16 protein-coding genes are annotated in these 18,008 nt (G+C 65.4%); 5 read left to right on the top strand and 11 right to left on the bottom strand.

All coding sequences use genetic code 11. The features are described from left to right. Positions 1–10: 10 nt before the first annotated feature. Entirely contained in the window at positions 11–1,306 is a 1,296-nt protein-coding gene (aceA, locus tag BH683_RS05085; protein WP_084835193.1) for an isocitrate lyase, read from the bottom strand. A 432-nt stretch (positions 1,307–1,738) separates the two neighbouring features. After that, positions 1,739–2,455, bottom strand: coding sequence for a hypothetical protein (locus tag BH683_RS05090; RefSeq protein ID WP_084835194.1), 717 nt, complete (start codon positions 2,453–2,455; stop codon positions 1,739–1,741). Between the two features lie 43 nt (positions 2,456–2,498). Here BH683_RS05090 and ramB point away from each other — a divergent pair, with 43 nt between their 5' ends. Then, entirely contained in the window at positions 2,499–3,908 is a 1,410-nt protein-coding gene (gene ramB / locus BH683_RS05095) for an acetate metabolism transcriptional regulator RamB (protein WP_084835195.1), read from the top strand. Positions 3,909–3,944: 36 nt separating this feature from the next. Here ramB and BH683_RS05100 read toward each other — a convergent pair whose 3' ends face one another. Both BH683_RS05100 and BH683_RS05105 read right to left on the bottom strand, forming a co-directional pair. Beyond that, complete coding sequence (locus tag BH683_RS05100) at positions 3,945–4,748, bottom strand: amino acid ABC transporter ATP-binding protein (RefSeq protein ID WP_084835196.1); 804 nt, start codon at positions 4,746–4,748, stop codon at positions 3,945–3,947. Next, the gene (locus BH683_RS05105; RefSeq protein WP_084835197.1) at positions 4,745–6,193 is read right to left on the bottom strand and encodes an ABC transporter permease subunit; all 1,449 of its coding nucleotides are present in this window, start codon (positions 6,191–6,193) and stop codon (positions 4,745–4,747) included. The genes BH683_RS05100 and BH683_RS05105 overlap by 4 nt, the downstream gene beginning before the upstream one ends. 138 nt (positions 6,194–6,331) lie before the next feature. Here BH683_RS05105 and BH683_RS05110 point away from each other — a divergent pair, with 138 nt between their 5' ends. Further along, a complete protein-coding gene (locus BH683_RS05110) occupies positions 6,332–6,862 on the top strand; it encodes a carboxymuconolactone decarboxylase family protein (RefSeq protein WP_084835198.1) in 531 nt (176 codons plus the stop codon). Further along, complete coding sequence (locus BH683_RS05115; protein WP_094647264.1) at positions 6,859–7,605, top strand: class I SAM-dependent methyltransferase; 747 nt, start codon at positions 6,859–6,861, stop codon at positions 7,603–7,605. Before BH683_RS05110 ends, BH683_RS05115 begins: the two co-directional genes overlap by 4 nt. 29 nt (positions 7,606–7,634) lie before the next feature. Here the strand turns inward: BH683_RS05115 and BH683_RS05120 are convergent, their stop codons facing one another. Together BH683_RS05120 and BH683_RS05125 are read right to left on the bottom strand one after the other, a co-directional pair. Further along, complete coding sequence (locus BH683_RS05120) at positions 7,635–8,333, bottom strand: sterol desaturase family protein (protein WP_084835199.1); 699 nt, start codon at positions 8,331–8,333, stop codon at positions 7,635–7,637. After that, positions 8,323–9,084 carry a GntR family transcriptional regulator gene (locus BH683_RS05125; RefSeq protein WP_084835200.1) on the bottom strand — a complete coding sequence of 254 codons (762 nt, stop codon included), beginning with the start codon at positions 9,082–9,084 and terminating at the stop codon, positions 8,323–8,325. The genes BH683_RS05120 and BH683_RS05125 overlap by 11 nt, the downstream gene beginning before the upstream one ends. Positions 9,085–9,172: 88 nt before the next feature. Between BH683_RS05125 and BH683_RS05130 the strand changes: the two genes are divergently transcribed. Beyond that, on the top strand, positions 9,173–10,606 hold the full coding sequence (locus tag BH683_RS05130) for an amidase (protein ID WP_084835201.1): 1,434 nt from the start codon (positions 9,173–9,175) through the stop codon (positions 10,604–10,606). Positions 10,607–10,617: 11 nt separating this feature from the next. Here the strand turns inward: BH683_RS05130 and BH683_RS05135 are convergent, their stop codons facing one another. The 4 genes from BH683_RS05135 to BH683_RS28585 form a co-directional block, all read right to left on the bottom strand. After that, complete coding sequence (locus BH683_RS05135; RefSeq protein WP_084835202.1) at positions 10,618–12,714, bottom strand: ATP-dependent DNA helicase RecQ; 2,097 nt, start codon at positions 12,712–12,714, stop codon at positions 10,618–10,620. Positions 12,715–12,836: 122 nt separating this feature from the next. After that, positions 12,837–13,745, bottom strand: coding sequence for a 3-methyladenine DNA glycosylase (locus BH683_RS05140; RefSeq protein WP_084835203.1), 909 nt, complete (start codon positions 13,743–13,745; stop codon positions 12,837–12,839). Positions 13,746–13,752: 7 nt separating this feature from the next. Continuing rightward, entirely contained in the window at positions 13,753–15,138 is a 1,386-nt protein-coding gene (lpdA, locus tag BH683_RS05145) for a dihydrolipoyl dehydrogenase (RefSeq protein WP_084835258.1), read from the bottom strand. Between the two features lie 114 nt (positions 15,139–15,252). Beyond that, complete coding sequence (locus BH683_RS28585; RefSeq protein ID WP_168186971.1) at positions 15,253–15,429, bottom strand: hypothetical protein; 177 nt, start codon at positions 15,427–15,429, stop codon at positions 15,253–15,255. A 136-nt stretch (positions 15,430–15,565) separates the two neighbouring features. Here BH683_RS28585 and BH683_RS05150 point away from each other — a divergent pair, with 136 nt between their 5' ends. Continuing rightward, positions 15,566–16,786: an NADH:flavin oxidoreductase gene (locus BH683_RS05150; protein WP_084835204.1), complete on the top strand. Its 1,221-nt coding sequence runs from the start codon at positions 15,566–15,568 to the stop codon at positions 16,784–16,786. On the opposite strand, the gene BH683_RS05155 is transcribed toward BH683_RS05150, so the two are convergent. Beyond that, positions 16,783–18,006 (bottom strand): DUF6596 domain-containing protein, encoded by a 1,224-nt coding sequence (locus tag BH683_RS05155; protein ID WP_084835259.1) that lies wholly within the window; start codon positions 18,004–18,006, stop codon positions 16,783–16,785. The two genes, BH683_RS05150 and BH683_RS05155, sit on opposite strands and share 4 nt — an antisense overlap. Between the last annotated feature and the right edge of the window lie 2 nt (positions 18,007–18,008).

The following is an 18,008-nucleotide window of genomic DNA, read 5'->3' on the forward strand; positions in this document are numbered from 1 at the left end:
GCGGCTCAGTTTAGTGGAATTGGCCCTCTTCGGTGCTTCCGGCCAGCGACGTGGTGCTGCTGGTCGGGTCAACGGTGGTGGCGATGTTGTCGAAGTAGCCTGCGCCGACCTCACGCTGGTGCTTGACGGCGGTGAAGCCGCGCTCGTCGGCTGCCTTGAACTCGCGGTTCTGCAGGTCGACGAATGCCGTCATCTGCTCGCGGGCGTAGCCCCAGGCGAGATCGAACATGCCGTAGTTGAGCGAGTGGAAGCCGGCCAGGGTGATGAACTGGAACGTGAATCCCATTGCGCCGAGCTCGTTCTGGAACTTGGCGATGGTGGAATCGTCGAGGTGCTTGCTCCAGTTGAACGACGGGCTGCAGTTGTACGAGAGCAGCTGGTCGGGGAACTCGCTCTTGACGGCCTCGGCGAACTTGCGGGCCAGCTCGAGATCGGGGGTGCCGGTCTCCATCCAGATCATGTCGGCGTAGGGCGCGTAGGACTTGGCGCGAGCGATGCAGGGCTCGATGCCGTTCTTCACGTGGTAGTAGCCCTCTGCGGTGCGCTCGCCGGTGACGAACTGCTTGTCACGGTCGTCGACGTCGGAGGTGATCAGGGTGGCGGCCTCGGCATCGGTACGGGCGATGACGACGGTCGGCACGTTTGCGACGTCGGCAGCCAGGCGAGCCGAGCTCAGGGTGCGGATGTGCTGCTGGGTGGGGATGAGCACCTTGCCACCGAGGTGGCCGCACTTCTTCTCCGAGGCGAGCTGATCTTCCCAGTGGGTGCCTGCGGCACCGGCTGCGATCATGGCCTTCTGCAGTTCGTAGACGTTGAGGGCGCCACCGAAGCCGGCTTCGCCGTCGGCCACGATCGGCACAACCCAGTTGTCGACGGTGTCGTCACCCTCGACGCGGGCGATCTCGTCGGCGCGAAGCAGCGCGTTGTTGATGCGGCGAACGACCGACGGAACCGAGTTCGCGGGGTACAGCGACTGGTCCGGGTAGGTGTGACCCGAGAGGTTCGCATCGCCGGCGACCTGCCAGCCGGAGAGGTACACGGCCTTCAGTCCGGCGCGGACCTGCTGCACGGCCTGGTTACCGGTGAGTGCGCCGAGTGCGTTGATGTAGCTGCCGTCTCCGGCGTTGACGCCCTCCCAGAGGATCTCGGCGCCGCGGCGGGCGAGGGTCTGCTCCTCGACAACGCTGCCCTGCAGGTTGGCGACCGACTCTGCGCTGTAGTCGCGGGTGATGCCCTTCCAGCGGGGGTTGGTGTCCCAGTCCTGCTGGATCTCGGCTGCGGTACGTGGTTTTCCGACGGTGCTCATATCTCGCGCTCCATATTCGTTGAGCCTGTGCTGTGTGGCCGCCCTACTCCCGAGGTGCTGGAGCGGGGCCGAGCCATAACGGTGCGAATTAGCAATTTCTTCACTCCGGCTAGGCGGTGCCTGTACCGAGGGTGCCACACGTAAACCCGCAGGTCCACACGTCGCCACTGTGAATTCGGGCTAGTTTTCGCGACTCGTCTGCGAAGTTTGCAAAGTTCCGTCTGTAAACGACAGGGATTTTCTTACTCGCGAGTACGCAAAAAGTACGCGCGTACTGCATGTTTGCCGAGCGGCCCGTAAAGGCGATGCGAGCGCCGAACGGCAATGCCCCTCGGCGGCAGACTCTCCGGTGTCGACGTGGCATGTGTCCACGATCACATCAGCATGGCGCTACGGGCGAACCTTCCGCCGCCCGAACGAACTTCGGTGTCGCTACCCGACGGCTCCGGCGACCTGGGTCACGGCGCGGCTGAACAACTCGGCGAACTTCGCGTCCGTCATACCGTCCTGTGTCGAGACAGCGACCAGCTGGACGGTGACCCCGTCGACCACGGCGTATCCGGCGAGCGTCTGGGCCACCGCGGTCTTGCCGCCGGGGTAGGTGGTCGTGGCAACCGATTTGACCAGCAACGACAGGGACGTGGGCAGGGGTGGAGGGGTGAGGCGCTGGTTCTCGGTGACCACTGCGGCGCCGGCGGTACTGCCGGACGTGACGGTGATCGTCACCCGCGCGCACTCACCCGTATTCGCGCGAATATCGGCGTCGATGTCCCGCGGCACGGTCGTGACCAGCTCGATGATGCTGTTGCCCGTCGACGACTGCCATGCCGTCACTGCGGCGTTCGAGGGATCGAGCTGCTCGTTCAGCGTGGCGTCGGCGGTCGGCCGGCACTGCGGCGGATCGAACTGTGCCGTCGACGCCGCCGTCAGTGCGGCCGCATTCTGGTCCCGCATGTCGACGACCCCGAGTTCGGCACGCTGATAGCCCGCGGGAAACTCCCGGGCAGGCAGCAGGGCACTCGCGGGAGTGAACGGTCCGGGCTGCGACGCAGACGGTGGCGCCGGGTTGGTGCTGCCTCCGCATGCGCTGGTCAACAGGCCAATTGTCGCCAAGATGATCACCGGGACACCCACCCGCTCGCGCAGCATCCCCACAGCGTAGACACCACCCGATCCGGCCTACCCTGGAGGAATGTCCAAGACCTACGTCGGCGGCCGCCTCCGCCAGCTGCGCTCCGAGCGCGGTATGTCGCAGGTGGCGCTGGCCCAGTCACTGGAGATCTCGCCCTCGTATCTGAACCAGATCGAGCACGACGCCCGCCCGCTGTCCGTACCGGTGCTGCTCAAGATCAGCGAGGTGTTCGGTGTCGACACGACGTTCTTCGACTCTCAGGACAACGCGCGCCTGATCGCCGAGATGCGTGAGGTGGTGATGGACGAGGACGTCGATGCCACCGCTGACGCGCAGGAGATCAGCGATCTCGTCGCCAGCCACCCCGAGCTCGCGAAGGCGATGGTCAACCTGCACCGCCGGTATCGGATCGCCACCGATCAGTTGGCGGCCGCGACCGACGACCGCGGCGACGGCAGCATGCGCGGATCCATCTCGGCCCCCCACGAGGAAGTCCGCGACTACTTCTACCAGCGCCACAACTACTTGCACGAACTCGACACCGCGGCCGAAGAGCTCACCACCCGGATGCGTATGCACTCCGGTGACGTCCGCAGCGAGATCGCCGACCGGCTTCAGACCGTGCACGGTGTCCAGATCGTGCGACGGGTCGACCTCGGCGACACGGTGCTGCACCGCTTCGACCCGGAGACCCGGCGCCTGGAGATCTCCGGTCACCTCTCCCCAGGACAGCGGGTGTTCAAACTCGCCGCCGAATTGGGGTACCTCGAATGCGGCGACTTGATGAAACAGATGGCCGACGAAGGCAACTTCACCACCGACGAGGCGCGAGCACTGGCGTTACTCGGTATGGCCAACTACTACGCTGCCGCCGCCGTCCTCCCCTACGCCCAATTCCACGGCGCTGCTGAGGATTATCGTTACGACATCGAACGCTTGTCCGCCTTCTACGCGGTCTCGTATGAGACGGTGTGCCACCGGTTGTCAACGCTCCAGCGACCCAATCTACGCGGCGTTCCCTTCACCTTCGTCCGGGTCGACCGGGCGGGAAACATGTCGAAGCGCCAGTCCGCGACCGGTTTTCACTTCTCCAACAGCGGCGGCACCTGCCCGCTGTGGAATGTCTACGAGACCTTCGGGTCCCCGGGCAAGATCCAAACCCAGATCGCGCAGATGCCCGACGGACGGAACTACCTATGGGTGGCGCGGACCGTTGAGCGCCGCGCTGCGCGATACGGCCAGCCGGGCAAGACGTTTGCAATCGGACTCGGTTGCGAGCAGCGGCATGCGGCCCGCCTTGTCTACTCGGACGGGCTGGAGATCGGTCCGCAGGCGAACGTCACGCTGATCGGTGCCGGCTGCCGGGTCTGCGAGCGGGTCAACTGCCCTCAGCGTGCTTTTCCCGCGCTCGGCGCCAAACTCGACATCGACGAGCACCGCAGCACCGTCTCGCCGTACCTGGTGCAATGACCTTCCACTTCTCATACGCGCGTGTGTGGAAGGGGCTCAGACCGGATCGAGAAGGCGCCGCAGGAACTGCTTCGTCCGAGCATGTCGCGGATTGGCGATGACCTCTGCCGGCGTCCCCTTCTCGAGTACGGTGCCCCCGTCAGCGAAGAGCACCTGGTTCGCCACCTTCTGCGCGAACCGGATCTCGTGGGTTACCACGACCATCGTCCAACCCTGCGTGGCAAGGTCTTTCATCACCTCGAGCACCTCACCGACCAGCTCGGGGTCGAGGGCAGACGTCGGTTCGTCGAACAACATCAGCAACGGCTTGAGCGCGAGCGCCCTCGCAATCCCCACCCGCTGCTGCTGGCCACCGGACAGTTGGTGTGGGTACTGATCCCGTTTCTCCTCCAGGCCCACCTGACGAAGTAGCACTTCGGCCTCGGCCACGAGTTCGTCCCGGTCACGTTTTTGTACGACAAGCGGTCCCTCTAGCACGTTCTCGATCACCGTCTTGTGTGGAAACAGGTTGTGCCCCTGGAAGACCATGCCGCTCTGCGCCTGGTAGCGCTTGAGCAAGGCCCTGGGGATCGGGCGCTGGGAGAAGTCGACCGAGACGTTGCCGATCGTGATCTCTCCGCCGTCCGGCACATCGAGCGCGTTGAGCGAACGCAGGATCGTCGTCTTGCCCGAACCGGACGGGCCGATGATGGTGGTGACCGAACCCGACGGCACGGTGAAATCGATGCCGCGCAGGACGTGGTTGGCGCCGAACGACTTCTGCAGTCCTGCGACAGTGACCAGGTCAGGGGCCGGCGGTGCGGGTGTGGATTTGCTCAGGGATGCGGGTGTATCGGTCATTTCGCAACATACCTATCCAGTCGGACTTCGAGACGGCCCTGGAACGAGGACAGAATCAGGCACACAATCCAGTAGTACACCGCGGCGGTGCCGTAGAGCGCGAAGAACTCGAACGTGGGCGCCGCTGCTATCTGGGCGGTGCGCAGCAATTCGGTCACCAGGATCGTCGATGCCAACGAGGTGTCCTTCACCAGCGAGATCAAGGTGTTGGAGAGCGGCGGAACCGCGGTGCGCAGGGCCTGCGGGAGAATGATGCGACGCAGCGCCGTCGCGTAGTTCATCCCGATGGTCTCCGCAGCCTCCCACTGGCCCTTGGGCACGCTGCTGATGGCCGATCGAATGATCTCGGCGGCGTAGCCACCTACGTTGAGACTGAAAGCGATTGCTGCGGCGGGGAACGGGTTGATGAGAATGTTCAGCTCAGGCAACGCGTAGAAGATGATGAACAGTTGCACCAGCAGCGGCGTGCCGCGGATGACCGAGATGTAGAACCGCGCCACCGCAGACAGAGCTCGGTTCTTCGACATCCGCGCCAACGCCACACCCAGGGCGATGATCAGTCCGAAGAAGAAACTGACAGCCGTCAGCGGAAGTGTGACCGTCAGCGTCGCCTTCAGCATCGGCCAGAGGTTGTCGAGGATGAGGTCCCACGTGCTCGGTGCCGTCTTCGGCTCGGACGTGCCCGCCGCATTGGCGTTCAGGTACTGCTGCGAGATCCTCTCCAGCGTTCCGTCGGCCTTCAGGACGTCCAGCGCGCCGTTGATCTTGTCCATCAAGCCGCTGTCTTTACGGGCGGCAAAGGCCTGCTCGCTGCGCTCCCCGATGTTCGCGGCGATCTTGATGCTCGTGTCGCCCGTGGTGGCCTGATACGCCAGCACGGACAGACTGTCGTTCACGGTCGCTTGGACCCGGCCCTGGTTGAGCAGTTTGATCGCCTGCGTGAAGCCCTCGACGGCCTCGACGTTCGCCCCGGCATCTGCTGCGACCTGCGCCCAGTTGCTGGTCGAGGACTGCGCCGTCGTCTTACCTTTGAGATCGGCCAGCGAGGTGATCGAGTTGTCGTCGGCCCTGGTGACGATGACGCCCTCACCGATGGCGTACGGCTGGGACAGGTCGTACTTTGCCTTCCGCTCGTCGGTGATCGTGACCTGGTTGGCCACTACGTCGAATCGATCTGCCTCGAGCGCGGCGAAGATGGAGTCGAAGGGCGTCTCGACGAACTCGACCTTCAGATTCAGTTCGTCGGCGACCGCCTTGGCCACGTCGATGTCGTAACCGACCAGTTCGCCTGTTGCCGAGTCGTGATAGCTGAACGGGGCGTAGGTGCCTTCGGTGCCGACGCGCAGGACCCCCGACTTCTCCACCTTCTCGTATCCGGTGACGTCGCCACCGCCGCCGCAGGCAGCCAGGGTCAGCAGAGCAAAAAGCCCGGCCACCAACACCATCAGTATCCGCCGCACGGGCTACTCCACTCCAGGGATCAGTCGGTCGTTCTGACTGGCCGAACACTAACACCGGGACAGGGCACGCAAAAGGTTTGCGATCAGTCGTCGCGGGGCGTCGTGTCCGCTAGGTTGGCAGACGTGAGTTCACCACGAATTGCCCCGGGTACGTTCCGCCAACTAGGGCCCTTCAACTGGGTGTTCAGCAAGGGGGCGGCGCGTGTGATCGGGGTATCCGACGCGCACATCTTTTCCACCCTCGGCCGGGCGAAGGGTCTGTTTCAGGGCTGGTTGCACTACTCGAGCCGAATGATGCCCTTCGGCAAGCTGTCTCGGCATTCCACCGAGTTGGTCATCATTCGGACCGCCCATCTACGCGCCTGCGAGTACGAGCTCGATCACCACAAACGACTGGGCCGACGGGCCGGTATCGACGAGGCAGAGTTCTCGCGGATCCTGCAGGGGCCCGAGGCAGGGTGGACCGGGCTCGACGAGGTTCTGCTGCGCGCCGTCGACGAGCTGGTCGGCACCAAGGATCTCAGTGACCTGGCGTGGAAAGAGCTGGCCGACCACCTCGATGAACGCGAGTTGATCGAGTTCGTCCTGCTTGTCGGACAATATGATTCGCTGGCCACCACCATCGGGACCCTTCGGATCGAACGGGACTTTTGAGCACCGCACTCGAGCGGGCACGAGGGTTGCTCGATTCGGCGCGCCTGACCGGACCCGTCGACGACCGCCACGGCTACCTCGACCTCCTCGGTCCGCCGGAGACCGCGGAGAGCAGCACGCTGTGGGTGATGCAGAACGCGGTGTTCGCCGCCGTGTACGAACGCGCCTGGCGACCGATTTTCACCCGGTTGTACAGCCTCGGGGGCACCTCGGCGGCGAAGTTCGACCGTCGGTTGGTCACCCACCTCGGCCGCCCCGGGGACCGCACGATCCTCGACGTGGCATGCGGTCCGGGCAATTACACCCGACGTCTGTCCGAACGACTGATCGGAGACGGTGTCTGCATCGGCCTCGACTTCTCGGTGCCGATGGTCACCAGGGCGGTCGCCGACAACAGCGGCCACCGGGTGGCTTACGTACGGGGTGACGCCCACCGGTTGCCATTTCCGGACGGATCGATCGACACCGTCTGCTGCCTGGCGGCGTTGTACCTCATCTCCGATCCGCACGAAGTCATCGATGAACTCGCACGGGTGGTCGCGCCTGGGGGTGAGGTCGCCATCTTCACGTCACTTCGAACCCGGCTGACATCCGCACGTGTGGTGAACAAGATCGCCGCCCGCAGCGGCTACCGGCTGTTCGGTCGCGATGAGGTGACAGACCGGCTTCGCGCGGCCGGCCTGGTCGACGTGGAGCAGACCATCACCGGTCAAGCTCAGTACGTGACGGCGCGCAAGCCTTGATCTCTTCGTCCGCTCCACGGCGATACGGGTCACAGGGCGTGCAAGTTCTTCGCGGTCGGTGATTTCTCGACGCTCTCGGGGTCGGGGTTCGTGCGCAGCACCCGGTCCGCGGTACCCGAGGTGGTGACCGTGAACCAGTAGTGCTCGTTCTTGTAGTGATGGAACCTGTGGTGGCGCCAGGTCGCCTTGTACAGACCGCTTTTCGGCTTGTAGTCGGTGTGGATCAGAAAGTGGGTCCACTCGTAGATCAGGCCCAGCACACCGAGCGTCACCATGAAGGTCAGTCCGAGACCCACCCGGCCGAACGCGAACAAACCCAGGATCAGCGCGAGGGGTAAGACGCCGCAGAGCACCTGCCAGGGAATGAAGATCAGCGGGATGCTGCGCGGATCGGCGTGGTGTTCGCGATGCTTGCGCGAGAGCAGCGAATCAACGGTGATCCGGCCGAGAACCTTTGGACGCCAGTGCAGGATGAACACGTGTATCAGCCACTCTGTTAGAGGGAACGACAGGATCATCACCACCGGAACGAGGGCATCGGTCCACACCCAGTCTCCGACGGTCACCTTCGCGGCCGCCGACGCGGTAAGAAATGCCGCGATCATCCACGGCGTGGGGTGCCGCACGAACTCCCGAAAGGCAGACCCGAGCGTCACCGTCCGCCGCTGCTTCCGCAGCGTGCGCTCGTCGGCCCGCAGGTGCGTACGAGCATCTCGATCAGTCGTCATCGTCTTCTCCTTCTGGCGACAGCGCTTCCTGCAGAAGCTTCTCCATCTCCCCGAATGCCGACAGCAACGCCGTGGTGCCCGGTTCGAGCAAGACCGCCGCGGCGCGTGCGGCTGCACCCGCATTGCGGTCGGCGATGGCGTCGACGATCCTGCGATAACCAGCGGCATTCCCGACCTCGCCGGACAACGCGGAGGCCAAGGCGGGTAACGCGGGCTCGTACGCCGAACGCATCGTGTTGTACATCAGGCGGAAGGCGATCGAGTCGGCGCCGTCGACGATGGCGTCCCAGAAGTCCAGCGCAGCACGCTGTTGCGCGACGGGGTCCGACAGCTCGACCAGTTGCGCCGCCGCTGCCCGGGCGACGGCAATCTGGTCCTCGTCGGCGCGCAGCGCTGCCAGTTCGGCGACCTTGGGCCCGATATGGGCCCGAGCCTCCACCACTGACCGCGCAACAGCGACGTCGAGTTCACCGCCACGGATGAGCAGCTTCGGGAGTAGGTCGAGGCCACCGAAGCGTCGGACGTCTCGAACTGTGGTGCCACCGCCCTGCCGGATGGTGACCAGCCCGGCCGCGGCGACCCGCTTCATCGCTTCACGCACCGCCGGCCGGGACACACCGAGCACCTTGGCGAGCTCCCGCTCGCTCGGAAGGTTCTGACCTGCAGGAAGCTCGCCACTCAGCACGCCTTCGACGATCTGCTCGAAGACATCCCCAGGCACGCTGCGGTGCTCGATCGGTTGGAACGCCATGGCCTCACCGTAGAAGTCCAGTGGTCATAGGTCAAGTGGTCTTACCAATTGCGGGCTATTGCTGTGAGTCTGGGTTACCGTGTCAGCCATGACTGAGCGCACGCATGTTCACGCCTTCGGCGACGATGCTTTGGGAGACCTCGACGCCACCGGTGTCGCCGCCGCGATCGCGTCCGGCGACATCAGCGCCAGGGAGGCGGCACAGGCCGCCATCGCTCGGGCGGAGCTGGTCAATCCGGCGCTCAACGCGCTCGCACTGCGGGACTTCGACCGGGCGCTCGAGGCCGCGGATACGCCTGCGGCAGGCGCCTTCTCCGGCGTACCGACCTTCATCAAGGACAACACCGACCTCTATGGCCTTCCGACCGGCCACGGATCACAGGCAGTGCAGCCGACGGCGAAGAGAAAGACCGAACCATTTGCCGAGCAGTACCTGTCCACCGGGATGACGATGCTCGGCAAGACGACACTGCCCGAGTTCGGCTTCAACGCGACGACCGAATACCAGTCCCTGCCGCCGACCCGGAACCCGTGGAACACCGGCTTCTCGAGTGGCGCGTCGTCGGGCGGTTCCGCGGCTTTCGTGGCCGCGGGTGTCGTACCCATCGCGCACGCCAACGATGGCGGCGGATCGATCCGGATCCCCGCCGCCGCATGCGGTCTGGTCGGGTTGAAACTGACGCGCGGTCGCGAGGTTCAATCACTGCAGGGCAAGCAGATGCCGGTCGACATCATCTCCAACGGTGCAGTCACCCGCACCGTCCGGGACACTGCGGCGTTCGTCGCTGCACTCGAGAAGTTCCGACCGGCCCCGAAGCTGAAGCCGGTTGGCGAGGTTGCCGGACCGTCGAGCCGACGCCTGAAGATCGGGCTGATCACCGACTCGATCGCCGGCGATCCCACCGACGCCGACACCGCCGCCGCGGTCTTGCACACCGCCGAACTGCTGACGTCGTTGGGCCACGACGTCGTCGATTTCGCCGTCCCGACCGACCACACCTTCGTGCGCGACTTCGTCCACTACTGGGCACTGATGGCGTTCAGCACCCAGTACTTCGGGAAGGTGGTCACCGGGGATCCGTTCGACCGATCGAAGACCGATGCCCTGACGAAGGGGTTGGCCCGCAACTTCATCCGGAAACCATGGCTCACGCCGCTGTCCATCCGCGGGCTCAAACGCAGCGAGATCCGTTACCGCGAAGCGTTCGAGAACCTCGACGTCGTCTTGTCCCCTGTGTTGGGTCACACCACCCCGGAGCTGGGCTTCCTCTCACCGGCCGCCGGATTCGACGTGATGTTCCCCCGCCTGGTCAACTACGTCAGCTTCACCCCGCTGAACAACGCCGCCGGCGGACCGGCCATTTCCCTACCTCTCGGCCGCACCACCAATGGGCTGCCGATCGGCGTCCACTTCTCCGCGGCCCACGGTGATGAGCGGACCCTGCTGGAGCTGGCGTTCGAACTCGAAGCCGCGCAACCTTTTGCCCGGATACAGGACCAGCACGCGACCGGACCCGCCTGATCTCCAGACGGCTAGTTGGTGCTCGCGAGCGCGAACGGGAGCACCTCGTCGACACCGGCGCGACGCAGATGCCGCGCCGCCATCGTCAGCGTCCAGCCGGTGTCGGAGAGATCGTCGATCAGCAGGATCGGGCCGGTGAGGTCAGCAATGATCGACGGATCCGGATCGACCCATGAGCCCTCCAGCGCAGCGACCCGGTAGGCCGAGTTGGCAGCGGTCACCGGCCGGCGATCGGGCGCGTAGCCCAGGACCCCTAGGTTGGTCAGGCGTCCGAGCTCCGACAGCCTGTCGACCACGGATCCGATGAGAATCGGGTGCGTGTCGGAGTCCAGACCCATGATCGCCGTGGGCCGCGTCTGCCAGGGCCAGGCCGCCAGGACCGCGACGGCCGCTTTGATCACTTCGTCGGACGCCGGGGCATCGGGTTCGTCGAGCAGCCGTCGTAGGCGGGTGCCCCAGCCCAGATCACTGAGTCGTCCGATCACGCGGCCCATCGACGGACCGTCGCTGATCTTTCCGGACAGCTCGACGCCGAGCTTCTTCATACCGGTCGGCCACTGCTTGCGGGGTGCCAATTCGACACCGGGTCGCTGCAGTTGGTCACGCGCGGCATCGAGCGAGCGGCCGTCGACATCAGCCAAATAACGTTGGCCTGCACAGTTGTCGCAGCGGCCGCACCTGCTGTTCGGCTCCAGGTCGGGGTCGTCGAGTTGAGCCCGCAGAAACGACATTCGACAGTCGGTGGTCGATTGGTAGTCGAGCATCGCCTGCTGCTCGCGGCGGCGGGCCTGCTCCAGCTTCTCGTAGCGCGCCTCGTCGTACTCCCATGGCTGACCGGTACCCAGCCAGCCGCCCTTCACGCGCCGGACCGCGCCGTCGACGTCGAGGACCTTGAGCACCATCTCCAGACGCGAACGACCCAGGTCGACGAGGGGCTCGAGGGCCGGCGTGGACTGCGGGCGTTCGGTATCGAGAACGTCGATCACCCTGCGCACCAACGTTTCCGAGGGGAACGCCACCGAGGCGAAGTACCGCCAGATCTCTTGGTCCTCGCTGCCCGGGAGGAGGATCACCTCGGCACTCGCGGTGGAGCGGCCGGCGCGTCCGACCTGCTGGTAGTAGGCGATCGGCGACGACGGGGCACCGAGATGGATGACGAAACCCAGGTCTGGTTTGTCGAATCCCATGCCCAGGGCCGACGTCGCGACCAGTGCCTTGACGTCGTTGGCGAGCAGATCGGATTCGAGCTGTTCCCGTTCGGCGGAATCGGTCGCACCGGTGTAGGCGGCCACTTTGTGGCCCAGATCGGTGAGCAGCGTCGCGACGTCCCGCGCCGCGGCCACCGTGAGGGTGTAGATGATCCCTGATCCCTCGATCGAATCGATGTGTGCAGCAAGCCATGCCACCCGTTCTGCCGACGTGGCGACCTTCACGACCGACAGATGCAGCGATTCGCGGTCGAGTCCGCCGCGCAGCACCAGCGTGTCGCCCCCACCCACTCCGAGCTGGGCCGCGACATCGTCGACCACCCGGTCGTTCGCGGTTGCGGTGGTCGCGAGAACCGGTACGTCGGTGCCCAGTTCGGCAACCAAGGTGCGGATCCGGCGGTAGTCAGGACGGAAGTCGTGGCCCCAGTCCGAAACACAATGCGCTTCGTCGACGACAACCAATCCGGCATCGGCGGCCAACGCCGGCAGGACGTTGTCGCGGAAGTCGGGGTTGTTGAGGCGCTCGGGGCTGACCAGCAACACGTCGAGGTCGCCGTCGGCCACGCGCCGGTGGATGTCGTCCCATTCGGTGACGTTCCCGGAGTTGATCGTCGCAGCCTTGACCCCTGCCCGTTCGGCCGAGGCGACCTGGTTACGCATGAGTGCGAGCAGCGGCGAGACGATGACCGTCGCGCCGCGACCCTCGGCCCGCAGCAGTTTGGCGGCGATGAAGTACACCGCCGACTTGCCCCAGCCCGTGCGCTGGACGACCAACGCCCGGCGACGCTGCACGACCAGCGCCTCGATCGCGGTCCACTGGTCATCGCGCAACTCGGCCTCGGGCCCGGCCAGCTGCTCGAGGATCGTCTGAGCCTTCTCACGCGTTGCGGTGGATGTCATGACCCCATGGTGCCCTGTACCGCCGACAGTCCCCGAATCCAGGAGCAAGTGCCCCGATGATGGTGGGTTCTGGCCAGCCCGACCTGGGGAAATCCTCGCCAAAACCCACCAGGATCGGGCGGTCAGATGTTGCGGTAGTCGCGCGTCGGCATCTTGGGCGCCCGGCGGGCAGGCATCTTCATGTACAGCATGATCAGCCGGATGACTCGAAAACGATGTCCGGCATAGGGTTCGAGCAACTCGAGCATCTGGTCATCGTCGATGCGCTGACCGATCAGCGCCCGCCCGACCATAGAAGGGATGTGGAAGTCCCCTACGGGGACGGCGTCCGCGTCGCCGACGGCGCGACATCGAACCTCCGCGACCGTCCATGGTCCGATACCTCGCAACAGCTCGAGCCGGTCGACCTTGCGTTCGACGTCGTAACCCGCAGCGTGGACGATGGTGCGACGCCGTGGCGGTTCAGCACCGCTGGCATGCCATTCCCACTGGGGTATCTCACGCCAGACCTCCCGTGGCGGAGGGACTTTCATACTCGGCGACCCCGGCGCGGGTTCGCCGTACTTGTTGACGATGTAGCGCCAGGCCCGCCAGGCCTCCCGGCCGGTGACCTTCTGTTCCAGCACGGCGGCAGCCAGCGCCTCCCACACCCGATCGGTGCGGCCGATCCGCAAGCCCTGACCCAGATGCGCGAGTTTGCCGACGACCTCGTCATGCGCGACGAAGTCTTCGGGATTGTCCTCACTGCCCAGCATCAGTGGCAGCTGATCGAGCAGCCACTGCCTGCCCGGACCCCAGGCCCGCCCGAGTACCGCGTCCCCCGACCGCGACACCGCCAACGTCCCGGGGCCGTCCGGAGTATGAATCGCACGCCAGATCGAGCCGTTCGGGGCATATTTCATCGCGGGGTCGCCGCTGCCACGGCGGTGCAGACCCATCGTCGCCCGAATGTCCAATGGCCACGGCGGGGTCCACAACCTGGAGACGGGCGTGGGGCCCGGCGAAACATCGCCGGGCCCCACGCCTGTCACAGGAACTCTAGAGATTGATCATGTGACCGATGGCGCCGTGGAAGGTCTCCTGCATCGCCTCGGACAGGGTCGGATGGGTGTGGACGTTGCGGGCCAGTTCGTTGGCCGTCAGATCCCACTTCTGGGCCAATGTCAGCTCGGGCAGCATCTCGGAGACGTTGTCGCCCACCAGATGTCCGCCGATCAGCTCATCGTGCTTCTTGTCGGTGATGAGCTTGACGAAGCCGGCGGGCTCGCCGAGACCCTGGGCCTTGCCGTTGGCGGTGAACGGGAAGGTGGTGACCTTCACGTCGTAGCCCTCGTCCTTGGCCTGATCCTCGGTGAGGCCGAACGACGCGACCTGCGGCTGACAGAACGTCGCGCGCGGCATCATCCGGTAGTCGCCGAGCGGCATGGTCTCGACACCGGCGATCGTTTCCGCCGCGACGACGCCCTGTGCCTCGGCGACGTGCGCGAGCTGCAGCTTCGCGGTGACATCGCCGATCGCGTAGACGCCCTCGACGTTCGTGCGCATGTACTCGTCGATGGCGATGGCACCGCGGTCGGTGAGTTCGACGCCGGTCTTGTCCAGGCCGAAGCCCTCGACGCGGGGAGCGAATCCGACCGACATCAGCACTTTGTCGACGGTGAGCTCACCCTCTTGGTCTTTGGCGTCCTTGTACTTGACGACGACCTGCGAGCCCTGGTCGTCGACCGACTGAACCTTGGTGGAGGTGAGCAGTTTGATCCCGAGCTTCTTGTACTGCTTGGCCAGCTCCTTCGAGGAATCTTTGTCCTCGTTGGGCAGCACGCGGTCGAGGAACTCGACGATCGTGACATCGACCCCGTAGTTGGCCAGCACGTAGCCGAACTCCATGCCGATGGCGCCGGCGCCGACGATGACGATCGAGCCGGGGAGTTCACGGGTGAGGATCTGCGTTTCGTAGTCGACGACGTTCTCCGACAGCTTCACGCCCGGCAGCGACTTCACGGTGGAGCCGGTGTCGATGATGACGTTGTCGAACGTGATCTCCCGGTCGCCGACCTCGATGGTCTTGGCGTCCTTGAACACGCCGTACCCGTCGATTTCGGTGATCTTGTTCTTGCGCATCAGGAAGTGCACACCTTTGACGATCTGGTCCGAGACCTTCCGGCTGCGGTCGAACGCCGCGCCGAAATCAAAGCTCACGTCCCCCGAGATGCCGAAGGTCTTCGCCTGATGATTGAAGATGTGCGCGAGTTCGGCGTTGCGCAACAACGCCTTGGACGGGATGCAGCCCACGTTCAGGCACACACCACCCCAGTACTTCTCTTCGATTACTGCGGTTTTAGCTCCGAGTTGCGCCGACCGGATCGCGGCGACGTAACCTCCCGGACCTCCGCCAAGGACAACTGTGTCAAAGTGTTCAGCCACGACGTCCACCCTACGTCTCAGCAGTTCGATGCGCTGACGGATACCCCCTTGTAGGGGCCCAGATCGCTGCAGGCGAACACGCCGGCCGAAAAACCGGTCTGAGCAGGCGGCGTCTCAGCCCGCAGGAATCCACAGCCAGCGGTCGGGCCGCGCCATCGACACCATGGTTTCCGGTCCCTCGTTCCAGAACTCGGAGGTGCCGGGATCAGCCGGAAGTCCCTCGAAGGCGGAACTGCCCTCTGGTTCGCACAGGCGTAGATGTCGAGTGCCCGGGTGGGTGTGTGCATTCATCTGAACGCCCCTTACGTCGCAGTCCCCGACCGCTCCGTGTCTTCGTGGCGCACATCCAATTCCTGAATGTGCAATCCACTGGTATTCGTTACCCAACCGCGCCCGGATTGAATCCTGACCGGGAACCAACTAGAACATGTTCTTGTTTGGCGTGCCGATCAGCGATACCGTCGCGAGGGTGCAGCCCACACCCTTTGCTCCGGCCGACCTCGGTCCATTGCGTCTGCGCAATCGACTCATCAAGTGCGCGACGTTCGAAGGGGCCACGCCCGATGCGCTGGTGACCCCACAACTCATCGAGTTCCACCGGGAGGTCGCCGCCGGTGGCGTCGCGATGTGCACCGTCGCCTACTGCGCGATCTCCCCAGAAGGACGCACCGACCGCCATCAGATCTGGATGCGACCCGAGGCGATGCCCGGTCTGATCGAACTCACCGACGCCATCCACTCCGAAGGCGCACTCGCGGCGGCACAACTCGGCCATGCCGGGCCGGTCGCCAACTCGATCTCCAACCAGGCCAGGGCGCTCGCCCCGTCGCGTATCCCCGCCCCCATGGGTATGGCGCTGTGCAAGAAGGTCGACGCCGACGACATCGCCGTGATCCTCGCAAAGTTTCGGCGGGCCGCCCGGATCGCCGTCGACAGCGGGTTCGACGGGCTGGAGATCCATTTCGGCCACAACTATCTCGCGAGCTGCTTCTTGAGCCCACTGCTCAACCGCCGCCATGACGCGTACGGCGGTTCGCTGATCAACCGTGCACGCTTCTGCCGCGAGATCACCCAGGCGGTCCGCGACGAGGTCGGGCCCGACGTCGTCGTCTGGGCAAAACTGAGCATGTACGACGGGTTCCCGGGGAGCTTCGGCGTCGACGAGGCCTGCGAGGTCGGGAGGCTGTTCGAGTCGGACGGTTTCCTCGACGCCATCGAGCCGACCGCGGGCAGTTCACTGCTGAACCCGATGTACCTGTTCCACGGCGACGCACCGCGAAAGGAGTTCGCCGACGCGTTCCGTGGTGCCATGAAGTGGGGACTCAAGGCCGTCGCGCCCTTCTTTCTCAAGGAGTACGACTACCACCCCGCCTATCTGCTCCCCCTCTCCCGACAACTCCGGGCGGCGGTGTCGATGCCGTTGATCCTGCTCGGCGGCATCACCGATCGCGCCTCGATGGACCTTGCGCTGGCCGAGGGCTTCGATTTCATGGCGATGGGCCGGGCACTCCTCCGCGAACCCGACCTGCCGCTGCGCATCGAGGCCGATCCGACCACCGTGTCGAAGTGCACGCACTGCAACCTCTGTATGCCCACGATCTACACGCACACCCGTTGCCCGGTCAGGACCGGCGAGGTGGTGGCCTAGTCCGAACCCTTGCGACGCCTCGCAAGATGCGCGCGTTCGGTGGGATCGGTGGTCAGGGAGATTGCTCTGTCGTACGCCTTCACCGCGTCCTTGCGCCTGCCGAGGCGGTCGAGCAGGTGTGCCCGGGCACTCCATGCGGGCTGAAAGTGCCCCATCCGGTCGGCGCCGGCGTCGAGCAGTTCGAGCCCGGCTGCCGGCCCGTCGATCTCGGCGGTCACCACGGCGAACGCAACCGTTCCGCCCAGGCTCGGCGCCACTGCGTCGAGCGTCTGGTGCAGCTCGCGCAGCGTCGACCAATCGGTGGTGCCCGTGTCCCGGCGCGCGACGTGCACGGCCTGCATCGCGGCCTCGAGCTGAAATCTGCCGAGGGTGCCGAGCGGATGAGCCCTGCGGAGGAACCCGACACCGCGGTCGATCAGGACGTCGTCCCACAGCGCGACATCCTGCTCCGGCAGCGGAACGAGATCGCCGGCGGTGTCGAATCTGGCGGGCAGACGCGCAGTCGACAGACAGATCAGCGCGGCCAGCCCCAGCGCCTCGGCGTCCTCCGGTGCCACCTCGACCAGTGTCTGCGCCAGGTACATGGCCTCCGTGGTCAGCGACTGGCGAACCTGGGTGCCACTGCTGTGCCAGTCGATGGCATGGGCACCGTAGACGGCCTCGAGCACTGCGGGCATCCGGTCGGGCAGGTCGTCGCGGTCGGGTACCCGGAACGGGATCCGAGCATCACGGATCCTTCGTTTTGCCCGGACCAGGCGGGCAGCAAGGGTTTTCGACGGAATTGCACATGCACGCCCTGTCTGGTGGGCGGTGAAACCGAGCACGGTGTTGAGCATCAGTGGGGTGTGCACTGCCGGGTTGATCGCGGGATGTGCGCACACGAGCATCAACGCGAGCCGCCTGTCCGGTACCGCGTCGGGGTCGATGTCGTCGAGGTGCGCGCCGCAGTCGCGGTCGGGGTCGATCTCGACTGACGTCCGGTGCGCAGACGACTTCCAGCGATCGCGCTGGCGGTTGCGCGCGACGGTCAGGATCCAGCCGTCGGGATTGTCCGGTATCCCGTCGACCGGCCATCGGGTCAGCGCCCGCTCGAAAGCATCCGAGAGCGCGTCCTCGGCGGCGGGTACGTCACCGTCGGCCGCGGCGAGCAAGGCCAGCAACCGGCCGTACGAGGTGCGGGCCGCCTGGTCGGCCAGCACCGTCGTCGTGGCGTCACTCATCG

Origin of the sequence: Williamsia sp. 1138, assembly GCF_002095435.2 — a bacterium.
In the GTDB taxonomy this organism is placed as follows: Bacteria; Actinomycetota; Actinomycetes; order Mycobacteriales; family Mycobacteriaceae; genus Williamsia.

Coding starts and splice junctions, on each gene's coding strand:
- BH683_RS05090 (WP_084835194.1), bottom strand. CDS start 2,455: ATGCTGCGCGAGCGGGTGGGTGTCCCGGTGATCATCTTGGCGACAATT.
- BH683_RS05125 (WP_084835200.1), bottom strand. CDS start 9,084: ATGGCGTTCCAACCGATCGAGCACCGCAGCGTGCCTGGGGATGTCTTC.
- BH683_RS05105 (WP_084835197.1), bottom strand. CDS start 6,193: ATGGTGTTGGTGGCCGGGCTTTTTGCTCTGCTGACCCTGGCTGCCTGC.
- BH683_RS05130 (WP_084835201.1), top strand. CDS start 9,173: ATGACTGAGCGCACGCATGTTCACGCCTTCGGCGACGATGCTTTGGGA.
- BH683_RS28585 (WP_168186971.1), bottom strand. CDS start 15,429: ATGAATGCACACACCCACCCGGGCACTCGACATCTACGCCTGTGCGAA.
- aceA (WP_084835193.1), bottom strand. CDS start 1,306: ATGAGCACCGTCGGAAAACCACGTACCGCAGCCGAGATCCAGCAGGAC.
- BH683_RS05155 (WP_084835259.1), bottom strand. CDS start 18,006: ATGAGTGACGCCACGACGACGGTGCTGGCCGACCAGGCGGCCCGCACC.
- BH683_RS05100 (WP_084835196.1), bottom strand. CDS start 4,748: ATGACCGATACACCCGCATCCCTGAGCAAATCCACACCCGCACCGCCG.
- BH683_RS05135 (WP_084835202.1), bottom strand. CDS start 12,714: ATGACATCCACCGCAACGCGTGAGAAGGCTCAGACGATCCTCGAGCAG.
- ramB (WP_084835195.1), top strand. CDS start 2,499: ATGTCCAAGACCTACGTCGGCGGCCGCCTCCGCCAGCTGCGCTCCGAG.
- BH683_RS05120 (WP_084835199.1), bottom strand. CDS start 8,333: ATGACGACTGATCGAGATGCTCGTACGCACCTGCGGGCCGACGAGCGC.
- BH683_RS05150 (WP_084835204.1), top strand. CDS start 15,566: ATGTTCTTGTTTGGCGTGCCGATCAGCGATACCGTCGCGAGGGTGCAG.